Raw genomic sequence first — 13344 nt, 5'->3', positions numbered from 1 at the left:
GAGATGACACGAGTTGTCGGGCGAACCGCGGACCACCCGACAAGTGATGTCATCTCGCCAGCGGGAAGGCAGGGGGCCGGGCGGCAAACGACGGGGCAGTCGCCGGATGCCGCGAGCCGACGTCGGCCCGCGGCATCCGCCGTCGTCGCTTCTACTGGCCGTTCGAGGCGGCGATGAGCTGCTCGACCTGCTCCATCGAGACGGGCATGCCCGGGAACGACGCGAGCCGGCCGATCGGGAACGACGCCATCATCTTGAACATCGCAGGGTCGGCCATCAAGGCGCCGCCGACGCCGCCATCACCACCCGAGAACGCCTGCATGACGATCGGCCCGGCGACGGGGTGGGCGATGAGCTCGCCGATCGACGAGTCCATCGAGAGCGGCACGCGCACTGCATCGCCCTCGACGTCGACCGACACGGCCGAGCGGATGTCGCGGCTCGACGCCCCGACCGACACCTCGTAGGCACCGCCCTCGACGACCCACGCGTCGACGCGCGTGTCCCAGTACGCGAGGTCCGCGCGGCGCACGAGCACCTCGACCTCGCGGGTCTCGCCCGCGGCGAGTGCGACCTTCGCGAAGCCCTTGAGCTCGCGGGGCGCGCGCACCACGGTCGAGCCGGGCAACGAGGTGTAGACCTGCACGACCTCGGCGCCGTCGCGGTCGCCGGTGTTCGTCACGGCGACGCGCACGACGATGCCGTCGGCGGATGCGGTCGCCGTGGCATCCGCGTACTCGAAGCTCGTGTACGAGAGGCCGTGGCCGAACGGGTAGCCGACCTCGAGCTCGCGCGCGTCGTACCAGCGGTACCCGACGAAGAGCCCCTCGCCGTAGCGCACGTGCGAGTGCTCGCCCGGGAAGTCGAGGTACGCGGGGCTGTCGGCGAGGCGCACCGGGATCGTCTCGGTCAGGCGGCCCGACGGGTTGACGACCCCGTACAGCACGTCGGCGACCGCACCGCCGCCGGCCTGGCCGAGCAGCCAGCCCTCGACGATCGCGGGCACGCGGTCGGCGAAGCCCGAGAGACGCACGACGCCACCGTTCGACAGCACGACGACGACGTTCGCGTTGGCCGCGAGCACGGCGTCGAGCAGCTCGAGCTGCGCGGCGGGCAGCTCGATGTCGTCGCGATCGAAGCCCTCGGACTCCTGCGCGGCGGGCACGCCGAGGAAGAGCAGCACGGTCGAGGCAGCGGATGCCGCGGCGACCGCCTCGGCGGTGAGCTCGACCGAGGTCGACCCGTCGACGCCGTACCCCGCCGCGAAGGCGACGCCGCCGTCAGCACCGGCACCGCCGGCGATCGCGCGGATCTCGTCGAGCGCGTTGTCGAGCTTCGTCGGGTTGATCTGCGACGAGCCGGCGCCCTGGTAGCGCGGCGTGCGGGCGAGCTCGCCGATGACCGCGACCGAGGCGTCGGCCGCGAGCGGCAGCACGCCGCCCTCGTTCTTCAGCAGCACGATCGACGCGGCGGCGACCTCACGGGCGAGCGCGTGGTGCGCGTCGACGTCGTACGACGCGTCGGGGCGGGCGCCGCGCACGGCCTTCTGCACGAGCTCGACGTTGCGGCGGGCCGCGAGGTCGAGGTCGGCCTCGGCGAGCGAGCCGTCGCGCACGGCCGCGACGAGCTGGGCGTCGGTGCGACCGGCGCTCGACGGCATCTCGAGGTCGAGGCCGGCGACCAGGCCGGTGACGCGGTGGTTCACGGCGCCCCAGTCCGACACGACGAGCCCCTCGAAGCCCCACTCGTCGCGCAGCATTTGGGTGAGCAGCCACGGGTCCTCCGACGTGTACACGCCGTTGAGCCGGTTGTACGAGCACATGACGGTCCACGGCTGGGCGTCCTCGACGACGCGCTGGAACCCGCGCAGGTAGATCTCGCGCAGTGGGCGCTCGTCGATGTCGGCCGAGACGCGCATGCGGTCGGCCTCCTGGTTGTTGGCCGCGAAGTGCTTCAGCGACGCGCCGACGCCCTGCGACTGCAGGCCCCGCACGAGCGCGGAGCCGAGCACGCCCGACACCAGCGGGTCCTCGCTCAGGTACTCGAAGTTGCGGCCGCAGAGCGGCGAGCGCTTGATGTTGATGCCGGGGCCGAGCAGTACGCCGACGCCCTCGGCCTGCGCCTCCTCGCCGAGCGCGGTGCCGACGCGTTCGAGCAGGTCGGCGTCGAACGACGAGCCGAGCGCGACCGCGGGCGGGAAGCACGTCGCCGGCACGCTGTCGCCGATGCCGAGGTGGTCGCTGTCGGCGCGCTGGAGGCGCACGCCGTGCGGTCCGTCGGTCAGCACGATCGAGGGCAGGCCGACGCGGTCGACCGCCTTCGTGCTCCAGAAGTCGGCGCCGCTGGTGAGCGAGGCCTTCTCCTCGAGGGTCAGGTCGGCGACGACATCCGCTGCGGATGTCTCAATTGCACTGTTCAGGGTGTCGGTCATGGTGCTCCTTCACGTGCCGGCGATGGCGCCGGCGTCTGGTTGGGTCTAGGCGATCGTGGATTCGAATGCCGCAGGCTTCGCCGGCACGGTCGCGGGTCGGGCACGTCGGAACAGCGGCTTGCCGTAGTCCTTCGCGATCAGGTTCGTGAACAGCCACCAGATGACGAGGGTCATGCTGACGCCGCCGATGATGCCGAACACGGCGTCGGAGAACCAGTGGGCGTTGATGAGGGTGCGCTGCCAGATCATGCCGAGCGCGATGAACGGGGCGATGAACCACCAGATGCGACGCTTGGCCGGCGGCAGCACCGCGGCGACGGCGATCAGCAGGATGCCGGCGCTCACCGCGTGGCCCGACGGGAACGAGCCGTGGTCGACCGAGAAGAGCGGTCCGTACAGGCCGTTCACCAGGTCGTCGGCCGGCCGCGGCCGGTCGACGAGGTTCTTGGTCACCTGCGAGACGCCGAAGTTGCCGACGAGCTGGGCGGTGATCCAGAACAGGGCCGAGCGCCAACGCCGGATGACGAAGAGCCAGATCGGAACCAGCAGCAGCACGAGCGTGAAGCCGGGCAACTCGCCGAGGTACTGGAAGAACATCGGCACGGCCCAGCTGACCGCGTCGACCGACGAGGCGCCGACGAGCGCCCGCCAGGCATCGTCGAGCGGCTGCGTGAAGGGCGCGTCGACGTCTTGCACGACCGCGAAGCCGAACACGACGAACAGGGCCAGGCCGACGAGCCCGGTCACGAGCATCGCGCGCGATCGCCTGGACGCCGAGCCCGTGGAAGGGGCAGCGGCCCCGGTCGGGGCGACGGTGCCGACGGGAACCGCCGAGAGCGAGGCATCCGTCATCACTTCACCGCCTTGATGGGCCACACGGCGAACGCACCGAGCACCGACAGCACGATGCCGACGGGGAACAGGGCCGTGTATCCGAACGAGAGCACGATCGCACCGGCGACGCCCGGGGCGAGCGTCTGCGGCAGGGTCGCCGCGATGTTGACGACGCCGAGGTCCTTCGCGAACGACTTCGCCGAGGGCAGCACCTCGCTCATGAGCGCGGTGTCGACGGCCTGGAACATGCCGAAGCCGAGTCCGGAGATGAACGTGAAGACCATCCAGGCGGTGAGGTCGGGCCAGACCCACGGCACGACGAGCGCGAGGCCGGTGACGATCGACGAGGCGAACACGAAGGGCTTGCGTCGGCCGACCTTGTCGGAGAGCGGGCCCGAGACGACCGTGGCGAGGAGGATGCCGACGAGGCTGATCATGCCGAGCATGGGGATGACGGTCTCGGGCTGCTCGACGCCGAAGTAGTCGGTGAGCAGGAAGAGCTGGAAGCCGGTGACGGCGAAGTAGCCCGTGTAGAGCAGCAGCCGCCCGGTGAAGGCCCAGAAGAAGTCGGGGTGCTTGATCGGGTTCACCCAGAACGTGCGCAGGAAGTCGCCGAAGCGGAACGGCTCCGGCTCGATCTCCTTGGACGAGTAGTCGGGGTTGAAGACGATGAAGAGGGTGAGCACGACGAGCGAGAACGCCGCGAAGGTCACGTAGCCGGCCGTGATGCTGTTGAAGAACATCGACCCGACGATCTGGCCGCCGAGGGCGCCGACCATGAGGCCGATGCCCGACAGCGCGGCGAAGGTGCCGCGGCGCTTGAGCGGCACCCGGTCGGGCATGATCGCGCTGAGCGGGCCCTGCGCGACGTTGTAGGTGATCTGCACCAGGCTCCACGCGATCACGACGCCGACCAGCGAGTTCGCGAACGCGAGCCCGACGAGCGAGAGGCCGCCGGCGAGGGCGCCGATGAAGATCCACGGGGCACGGCGGCCGAAGCGCGAGCGCGTGCGGTCGGAGATCTGCCCGGCGATGGGCTGCGCGAGCATCGAGCAGAACGCGCCGATGGTCGCGACGAGCGTGAGGTTCGCGACCTTGTCGGCCTCGCCGAACAGCGCGGTGATCTGGGCGGGGAGCAGGATGCCGGGAACGGCGCCCCAGATGAGGAAGATGCCGAGGTTGGCCGGGATGATCCAGCCGAGCAGGCGGCGGACGCCCTTGATCGGGGCGGGCGGATCCTCGTTGCCCGCGGCCTCCTCGACGAAGGCGAGCGCGTCGTCGACAGCCGAATCGGGTTCGAGCGATGGTTCGACGGGTGATGCTGGGGAAGACATCGTTGTCATGGGTCGGGGTCCTTTCGGGGCCTCGTCATCGAGGTGGATTGCAAAACCATACTTCGCTCGGTTTTTGATTGCAAGCAGGATTCCGTAGCATTCCCCTATGGCACGAAGAGGTTCGTACGCGAAGGGCATCGCCAAGCGCGAGGAGATCCTGACGACCGCGCTCGACGTGATCGCCCGCAACGGCTACCGCCGAACGAGCGTGAAGGAGCTCGCCGACGCGGTCGGGCTCAGCCAGGCGGGGCTGCTGCACTACTTCAGCTCGAAGGACGAGCTGTTCCAGGAGATCCTCCGCAAGCGCGACGAGAGCGACCAGGCGGCCTGGACCGGCGTCGCCGAGCCCGGGGCCGCCGGGGCCGCCGGGGCCGCCGAGGGCACGGCGACCGACCTCGCGAGCCGCCTCGCGGGCCTCGACCAGGCCAGGTTCATCGAGGGCTTCATCGCCGTCATGCGCCACAACGCCGACGTTCCCGGCCTCGTGCAGCTGTACGCCCGGCTCTCGGCCGACGCCACCGATCCCGAGCACCCCGCGCACGCGTTCTTCGTCGACCGCTCGAAGACGTTCCGCCAGTACGGCGCCGAGGCGATCCGTCGCCAGCAGGAGGCGGGCCTGCTGGCGGGCGACCTCGACCCCGACCTGACGGCGACCAGCCTCATCGCGCTGGCCGACGGCCTGCAGACGCAGTGGCTGCTCGACCCCGACGTCGACATGGCCGCACACATCGAGGCGTTCGTCGACCTGATGCGGACACCGACCGAGCACGCCTGAACCGCGTCGCGAGCGCTGGGATCGCCGACCGCGCGACCCGCTCCGGCCCGGCGGTGCGAGCACGGTCGTGGTGGTGCATACTGAATTCCGAGCCGCATTCGGGTTTCGGATGACGGTGCCATGACGTCTCGACGAAGAGGAGTCCCGATGTCCGCCTCACCCGCAGCGCCCGAGCCGACCGCGAGCAGCGCCCTCCACGAGCCCGTTGCGGCCGGCCGGGCCGCCGACCACGACCGGACCGACCTCGTCGAGGTCGACACGCTCGCCGGTCGCGTCCGAGGTCGCTGGCGCCCGACCGTCCGCTCGATCGACGTCGCCACGGCAGGCCGGGGGGCCGAGCGCTCGGCGGCGTTCCTCGGCATCCCGTTCGCCGAGGCGCCGGTCGGCGAACTGCGCTTCGCCGCGCCCGTGCCGAAGGCGCCGTGGGCGGGGGTGCTCGACGCCCTCGAGTTCGCCCCGACCGCGCAGCGCGGCGACCCGGGCGTGACGCTCATCCCCGAACCGAGCGTGCCGGGCGAGTCGACCCTGAACGTGAACGTGTTCACGCCGTCACCCGAGACGCCCGCGGTCGGCCGGGCCGGCCTGCCCGTGCTCGTGTGGATCCACGGCGGCGGCTACTTCGCCGGCTCGCCCGCGAGCCCCTGGTACGACGGCCGCAACTTCAACCGCGACGGCGTCGTGACGGTGACGCTCTCGTACCGGCTCGGCTTCGACGGCTTCGGCTGGATCTCGGATGCCCCGTCCAACCGAGGCGTGCGCGACTGGCTGCTCGCGCTCGAGTGGGTGCAGCAGAACATCTCGGCGTTCGGCGGAGACCCCTCGCGCGTGACCATCGCCGGTCAGTCGGCGGGCGGCGGCGCCGTGCTCACCCTGCTCGGCATGCAGGCGGCGCAGCACCTGTTCCACGGCGTCTACGCGGTCTCGGGCGCGCTCGCAGACGTGACGCCGGAGCGCAGCGAGTCGTTCGGGCGCGCCCTCGCCGCATCGGCGGGCGTCGAGCCGACCCGCTCCGGACTCTCGAGCGTCGACGAGGGGCGCATCCTCGAACTCCAGAAGCAGGCGACCGACCTCGGCGCCGCGGGCCTGGCCGACATGCTGGAGCACGGCCTGCCGCTCGGCCCGTCGATCGACGGCGACCTCATCGCACGCCCCACCCTCGACTCGCTCGCCGCGGGCGTGGGCGCCGACAAGCCCCTCGTGCTCGGGGCGACCGACGACGAGTTCACGATGGCCTTCTCCGATGTCGAGCAGAAGCTCCGCTGGATCCCGAGGTCCTTCATGCTGAAGAAGCTCGGCATGCCGAAGGATCGCCTCAAGCGCTACCTCGCGGCCAACGCGGATGTCGCGGCCAAGGGCACGGCCCGCATCGCCGGCCGGTTCCTCACCGACCGCATGTTCCGCGCCGCAGTCCTCGACGTCGTCGACGCCCGCGGGCGCGGCCGTGAAGAGGCCCCGACCTGGCTGTACCGCTTCTCGTGGCCCTCCGGCCGATTCGGGTTCGCCGAGCACTGCCTCGACGTGCCGTTCTTCTTCGACTGCCTCGACGGCCCGGCCATGGAGCCGCTCGCCGGACCCACTCCGCCCCAGTCGCTCGCCGACGAGGTGCACGCCGCCGCCGTGGCGTTCATCGCGACCGGTGATCCCGGCTGGAGCGGAGCCCGGGGTCGGTCCCCGGTCGCGAAGGTGTGGGACACGCCCTCGTCCGAGGTGGCCGGCGCCTACGATTCGGTGCTCCCGTTGCGATGACACCCGGTTGGGGTACGTGACCGTCGGGTCCGTCGGGTTCATGCTTGCGTCATGACCCCCGGCGATCCGACCGTCCCGACCGTCCCGACCATCACCGGCCCCCTCGACGTGCACCGCGAGCAGTCAGCCCTCGTCGTCGAGCACCTCGTCACCCACGGCTCCGCCACCCGCAGCGAGCTCGCGAACGCCACCGGCCTCGGGCGCGGCACCATCGCGGGCCTCACCGCCCGCCTGCTCGACGCCGGCGTCATCCGCCCGTCCGACGACGCCCACGGCGACGGGCGCTCGACGCCGCTCTCGCTCTCGGGCGGCGACCGGGTGCTCGTCACGGCCAGGCTCACGCTCGACGAAGCCGTGGCCACGGTCGCGAGCCTCGCGGGCGACGAGGCCGCGCGCTTCACCGAACCGCTGCCCCCGCCCCCGCCCGCGTCGCAGGCGCCGGCCAAGACGCAGGCGCTGAGAGTGCCGACCGCGCCGGGCGGTGCGGCGTCGGCAGCTGCGGCCGGACCGCTGAACGCGCTCGCCACCGTGATCGGCAGGGCCGTCGCGCGGGCCGAACGTGCGGGGCACCGTATCGCCGACGTGACCGTGCTCGTCGACGGCGCGATCGTCGGATCGCCCGCCGTCGTGATCACCGACCCGCGATTCGGCGCCGAGCCCGTCGACGTCCTCGGCGCACTGCGTTCCCGGGTGCCGGGTCTCGAGGCCGTCGAAGCGGCCCTCCCGCTGCCGATGCAGCTCGTGCCGGCCGCGGCCGCAGCCGCGAGCGTCGAGCTCGAGGCGCTGCCGGGCATCGGCGACGTGCTCTACCTCGACGGCGACACCGGGGTCTCGGCGGCGGCCTTCGCCGGGCATCGCCCCCTCACCGGCGCGCACGGCCTCGGGGCGACCTTCGGCCACCTGCCGATCGTTCCGGGCGGCCTCCGCTGCCGGTGCGGCCAGCAGGGCTGCCTCGCGACGATCGCCGCACCCGACGTGGTGCTCGAGCGCGCGGGCCTCTTCTCGTACGCCGCGTCCGACGGTCGGGCCGCAGCGCTCGAGGAGCTCACGCTGCGCATCGCCGAGGCCGAGGACCGCGCCCGCTGGTCGTGGCTCGACGCCGCTCACTGGATCGGCCGCACACTGCAGGTCGTCGTTCCGACGCTCGACCCCGCGGTCGTGGTGATCGGCGGGTACTGGGGCGGCCACATCGGCGACATCCAGAGTGCGCTGCAGGCCAACCGCCCCACGGTCGGCGGGGGCGCGATCAGCGCGATCCCGGCCTTCTCGCGGGCGGTCGGAGGGCCGGATGCCGCGTTCGTCGGCGCCCGTCGGCAGGCGCGCGAGCGGCTCATCGCCGATCCGCTGCTGCTCGTCGGCTGACCGGCAGCCGAGATCGCGAGGAATATCCTCCGACGGGTCGCGATTGCACCTCTCATGTGCACGATCGCGCACCCCCGGGTCGGCCCCGCGTCGATCGACGACGCCCGCACGATCGACGACCTCATCGAGCACCTCAGGTGGTCGATGCTCGACTTCTCGCATCGTCGCCTGCGAGCCGGCGAGCGCCGAGACGAGTCCCACGAGTCGACGAGGTTCCACTTCGTCATCTCGGGCACGGTCGAACTCGAGCACGACGGCAGCACCTCCGTGATCGGATGCGGCGACTTCGCGCTCCTCCCCCGGGGCGGGAGGGTGCAGGTGCGGGCCGCCCACGACACGATCCTGCTGAGCACCTCCCTGGCGCTCCTGGGCGCGCGTCCGACCCTCACGCGCGCGATGCCCGCGATGCTCTCGTCATACGGCTTCCGCCGCCAGGAGCCCGCGTTCGCCGCCCTGCTCGACACCATGCACCGGGAGGCGTCGGACGCCCGGCCGGGCGCCGGAGCCGTCATCGCCGGCCTCACCGACGTGGTCGTGTCGGCCGCTGTCAGGTTCTGGCTCGAACACGGGTGCGGCACCGCGCGGCCGTGGCTCGCCGCCGCCGACGACCAGAGCGTCGGGCTGGCGCTCGCGGCGATCCACGACGACCCCGGCGCCCCGTGGACCCTGGAGTCGCTCGCCCGCGTCGCGCATGCCTCGCGGTCGCAGTTCGCAGAGCAGTTCCGGCTCGCGGTCGGCGAGACGCCGGCCCGATACGTCGCGCGCATCCGCATGGCCCTGGCCGAGCGGATGCTGAGAGACGGCCTGCCCGTGAGCGGCATCGCGTTCCGGCTGGGATACGACAGCGAGGCGGGGTTCAGCCGGGCCTTCCGACGCCACCGCGGCGTCGCCCCGAGCCTCTGGCGACGGACCGCGCTGCAGCCCGTCGCCTGACCCTTCGGCCACGGCCGTCCGGCTCAGCCCCGGCGCCGACGGGCCGAGGCGAGCACGAGTCCGCCGAGCACTGCGGCGACTCCGCCGCCGATGAACGCCGCCTGCACGCCAACCGAGTCCACGATCGCTCCGCCGACCGCGGCGCCGACGGTGATCGCGACCTGGAACGCGGCGACGACGAGGCCGCCGGCACTTTCGAGCCGGTCGGGAGCGACCCCGGCGATCCAGGTCTGCACCATGGTCGGCACGGCGCCGAACCCGAGTCCCCACACGAGCATCGCCACGACCGCGACAGCCAGGCTGCCGCCCCCGAGCGCGAAGAGCAGGGTCGCGGCGCCGATGGCGGCCGGAGCACCGATGACGAGCACGATGAGGCGACGGTCCGCCAGCGGCCCGGCCAGCAGGTTGCCTGCGAACGAGGCGACGCCGAACGCGGCGAGGAGGGCCGCGAGCACGGCGGCGTCGAATCCGCCGATGCTCTGGAATGCGGGCCGCAGGTAGGTGAAGCCGGTGAAGTGGCCGCCCGCGATGAGCACGATCGACAGGATGCCGAGGGCGACCACCGGGCGGGCGGCCGTCGAGGCGAGCGTGCGGAACCCCGGTGCGCCCGTCGGCGGCACCGACGGCAGCGTCGTGAGCTGCGCGGCGAGCGCGATCACGCCCGCCGCAGCGGCGCCGAGGAAGACGGCGCGCCATCCGAACAGCTCGCCGAGCAGCGCGCCGGCCGGAACGGCCGCGATCGTCGCGAGCGAGACGCCGGTGTTCACGACGGTCATCGCCCGTCCGAGCCGATCTGCGGGGACGAGCTGCGCCGTCACGGCGAGCGACATCGCCCAGAAGCCCGAGATGGCGAGGCCGAGCAGCAGACGCGAGGCGAGCATGAGCCCGAAGACCGGCGACAGTGCGACGAGCACGTTCGAGACCACCGCGAGCGTCGTGAGCCCGGCCATCACCCACCGGCGATCGAGCCGCGGCAGCCCCGACACCACGAGCGGCCCGCCGATGATGCCGATGATGCTCGTGGCGGTCACGAGCTGGCCCGCGGTGCCCTCGGAGATGCCGAGGTCGGCCGCGATCGGCGAGAGCATGCTCGCGGGCAGGAACTCGCTGGCGACGAGCGTGAAGATGCCGAGGCCGAGCGAGACGACCGCGGGCCACGCCGGCTTCGTCCGGCCCGATGCGCCGGGCCCGACCCTGGGCGACCCCGGCCCTGCTGGAGCGCCGCGGTCGAGGTCGGCCCGACCGGCGGAACCGGTGATCGTCGCGGTGCTGATGGTGTCGGTGTCGGTCGACATGGCGCTCCTTCGAGGTGGTCCCTCCACCATCGCGGACGTCGGCACCGCGCACCCGACCGATCGTCGGCGGCACCCGACCGTTCGTCCGATGAGCGCGCGCAGCGGCGGTCAGGCGGAGCGCGCCTCGACGTCGACCTCGCGCGTGCGCCGGAACCGGTCGGCGATGCCCCACCCGGTCACCTTGACCATGGCCTCGAGCACGATGAACGGGCTCATCTTCGAGCGGCCGCGCACGCGCTCGACGAAGGTGATCGGTACCTCGACGACGACGAGCCCGGCCTGTCGCGCGTGCCAGAGCATGTCGACCTGGAACCCGTAGCCGCGCGTGTGCACGTCGTCGAGCCTGATGGCGCGCAGCGCCTGCGCACGGAACACCCGGTACCCGGCGGTCGCGTCGCGCGTCGAGAGCCGCAGCATGGTGCGGGCGTACGCGCTGCCCCAGCGCGAGAGCAGCTCGCGGCGGCGCGGCCAGTTCTCGATCGCGCCGCCGGGGATCCACCGCGACCCGATCACGACGTCGACGGGCCGGCCCGCGGCATCGGGAGCCTCGAGTGCGGCGAGCAGCGTCGGCAGTTGCTCGGGCTGGTGCGAGCCGTCGGCGTCCATCTGCACGATCGGGTCGTGACCGCGCTCGAGCGCCCACTCGAAGGCGTCGAGGTAGGCCGCGCCGAGCCCCTGCTTCGCGGTGCGGTGCAGCACGTGCACGGCACCGTCGTCGGCGGCGAGCCCGTCGGCGATGTACCCGGTGCCGTCGGGCGATCCGTCGTCGACGACGAGCACGGATGCCTCGGGCACCGCGACGCGAACGCGGGCCACGAGCGCGGCGAGGTTCTCCCGTTCGTTGTACGTCGGGATCACGACGAGGGCGTGCGACATCCTTGACTCCCCTCGATCGCGCCCGCCCATCGTAACCGGCTCGCGCCTCCGGGTTTTCCGAACGGCGTCCGGGCTGTGGGAACTGCGGCCGGATGTCGCGGGCGGGCGCTCAGCGCACGCCCGACATGAGCGAGAGCACGGGCTTACGGCCGAGCCAGAGCGCGCCGCCGAGCACGATGGCGATCAGGCCGAGCACGCCGAAGTAGGTCGCCTCGTTGACGAGCGTGTAGAAGGCGCCGAGCTGCCCGGCGATCGCGGTGCCGAGTGCGACCGAGAGGAAGAACAGGGCGACCATCTGCGCGTGGAACACCCTCGGCGCGAGCTTCGTCGCAACCGACAGGCCGACGGGCGAGAGCAGCAGCTCGGCGATCGTGAACACGAACAGGATCAGCACCATCCAGAGCAGCGGCGTCGAGTTCGCGCCGCCGTCGGCGAACGGCAGGAACAGCAGGAACGCCACGCCCATGATCGCGGTGCCGAGCGCGAACTTCACGGGCGTCGACGGCTGCCGGTCGCCGAGCTTCGTCCAGATCGCGGCGAACACGCCCGACAGGATGATGATGAAGATCGGGTTGATCGACTGCACCCACGAGACCGGCATCTCCCAGCCGAAGATGGTGCGGTTCAACTGCTCGTCGGAGTAGATCGTGAGCACCGTGAACTGCTGCTGGTAGAGCGACCAGAACGCGACGCTCGCGATGAACAGCGGGATGAACCCGTACACACGGCGGCGCTCGACCTGCTCGACGCCCTTGCTCGAGAGGATCACGACGAACATCGCGATCGCCGCGACGATCGTGCCGGCGATGACCCAGGTCACGAGGTTCGCGGCCGTGATGAAGCCGACCAGCACGAGCACCACGATGAGGACGACGGATGCCGCGGCGATGCCGATCGCGAGCCCGAACCGCGAGCGCGGCAGCGGATTCGGGATCACGGATGCCTCTGGCGGCAGCCCCTTGCGCCCGAACGAGTACTGGATGAGCCCGAAGGCCATGCCGACGGCCGCGAGCCCGAATCCCAGGTGGAACCCGAGGGCCGGCGGGTAGCCGTTCTCGGCGGTGAACGTGTTCTGCAGCAGGCCGGTCAGGATCGGTCCGAAGAATGCGCCGAGGTTGATGCCGAGGTAGAAGATCGAGAAGCCGGCGTCGCGGCGGGAGTCGTTCGCCGAGTACAGCGTGCCGACGACGGTCGTCGCGTTGGCCTTGAGCCCGCCCGACCCGAACGCCACGAGCACCAGGCCGACGCCGACGCCCCAGAACCCGGGGATGAGCGCGAGCGCGATGTGCCCGGCCATGATGACGATGGCGCTGAAGAAGAGCACCCGCTCCGAGCCGAGCAGCCGGTCGGCGATCCACGCCCCGAGCACGGTCGAGAGGTACACGGCACCGCCGTATGCGCCGACGATGCCGGTCGCGACGGCCTGGTCCATGCCGAGGCCGCCCTGGGCCGCGGAGTAGTACAGGTACAGCAGCAGGATGCCCTGCATGCCGTAGAAGCTGAACCGCTCCCACATCTCGACGCCGAAGATGTGCATCAGCGGTCGCGGCTGCCCGAAGAAGCCGTGGTCGCCCCGGGTGTCGCGCTCGCCGCCGTCGAACACTCCCGGCTCAGGCGGTCCGTACTCCCCCGGGGCAGGTTCGGTGACCTTGCCCATGCGGGCCAGCCTAGACCTCCGGTCGCCGCGACCGCAGGACTTCCCGCGGGGCTCCCCGACTCCCGACCCGGGGGCAAGCCCCCGTGCGGCCCCGAAGGGCC

General features: G+C 71.9%; 10 protein-coding genes. 4 read left to right on the top strand and 6 right to left on the bottom strand.

Annotated elements, in window-relative coordinates:
• Nucleotides 1-151 precede the first annotated feature (151 nt).
• The 3 genes from ACFVS8_RS07855 to ACFVS8_RS07845 are packed head-to-tail and all read right to left on the bottom strand — an operon-like array spanning nt 152 to nt 4599.
• Entirely contained in the window at nt 152-2431 is a 2280-nt protein-coding gene (locus ACFVS8_RS07855) for a glycoside hydrolase family 3 C-terminal domain-containing protein (protein ID WP_387059929.1), read from the bottom strand.
• 45 nt (nt 2432-2476) lie between these two features.
• Complete coding sequence (locus tag ACFVS8_RS07850) at nt 2477-3283, bottom strand: phosphatase PAP2 family protein (protein ID WP_387059926.1); 807 nt, start codon at nt 3281-3283, stop codon at nt 2477-2479.
• A complete protein-coding gene (locus tag ACFVS8_RS07845; RefSeq protein WP_387059922.1) occupies nt 3283-4599 on the bottom strand; it encodes an MFS transporter in 1317 nt (438 codons plus the stop codon). The genes ACFVS8_RS07850 and ACFVS8_RS07845 overlap by 1 nt, the downstream gene beginning before the upstream one ends.
• 106 nt (nt 4600-4705) lie before the next feature.
• Between ACFVS8_RS07845 and ACFVS8_RS07840 the strand changes: the two genes are divergently transcribed.
• From ACFVS8_RS07840 to ACFVS8_RS07825, 4 genes are all read left to right on the top strand, one after another.
• Nucleotides 4706-5374 carry a TetR/AcrR family transcriptional regulator gene (locus ACFVS8_RS07840; RefSeq protein WP_387059919.1) on the top strand — a complete coding sequence of 223 codons (669 nt, stop codon included), beginning with the start codon at nt 4706-4708 and terminating at the stop codon, nt 5372-5374.
• A 147-nt stretch (nt 5375-5521) separates the two neighbouring features.
• A complete protein-coding gene (locus ACFVS8_RS07835) occupies nt 5522-7120 on the top strand; it encodes a carboxylesterase/lipase family protein (RefSeq protein WP_387059916.1) in 1599 nt (532 codons plus the stop codon).
• A 51-nt stretch (nt 7121-7171) separates the two neighbouring features.
• Nucleotides 7172-8482 (top strand): ROK family protein, encoded by a 1311-nt coding sequence (locus ACFVS8_RS07830; RefSeq protein WP_387059913.1) that lies wholly within the window; start codon nt 7172-7174, stop codon nt 8480-8482.
• 54 nt (nt 8483-8536) lie between these two features.
• Nucleotides 8537-9415, top strand: a complete 879-nt coding sequence (locus tag ACFVS8_RS07825) for an AraC family transcriptional regulator (RefSeq protein WP_387059910.1) — start codon at nt 8537-8539, stop codon at nt 9413-9415.
• Nucleotides 9416-9438: 23 nt separating this feature from the next.
• Here ACFVS8_RS07825 and ACFVS8_RS07820 read toward each other — a convergent pair whose 3' ends face one another.
• From ACFVS8_RS07820 to ACFVS8_RS07810, 3 genes are all read right to left on the bottom strand, one after another.
• On the bottom strand, nt 9439-10710 hold the full coding sequence (locus ACFVS8_RS07820) for an MFS transporter (protein WP_387059907.1): 1272 nt from the start codon (nt 10708-10710) through the stop codon (nt 9439-9441).
• Nucleotides 10711-10818: 108 nt separating this feature from the next.
• Nucleotides 10819-11586 (bottom strand): polyprenol monophosphomannose synthase, encoded by a 768-nt coding sequence (locus ACFVS8_RS07815; protein WP_387059904.1) that lies wholly within the window; start codon nt 11584-11586, stop codon nt 10819-10821.
• Nucleotides 11587-11695: 109 nt separating this feature from the next.
• On the bottom strand, nt 11696-13243 hold the full coding sequence (locus ACFVS8_RS07810; RefSeq protein ID WP_387059901.1) for a peptide MFS transporter: 1548 nt from the start codon (nt 13241-13243) through the stop codon (nt 11696-11698).
• Nucleotides 13244-13344 lie beyond the last annotated feature (101 nt).

Source organism: Agromyces sp. NPDC058110 (assembly GCF_042884735.1).
In the GTDB taxonomy this organism is placed as follows: domain Bacteria; phylum Actinomycetota; class Actinomycetes; order Actinomycetales; family Microbacteriaceae; genus Agromyces.
Note: the sequence above shows the minus strand (reverse complement) of the source record. Positions and strands in the feature narration are given on the sequence as shown.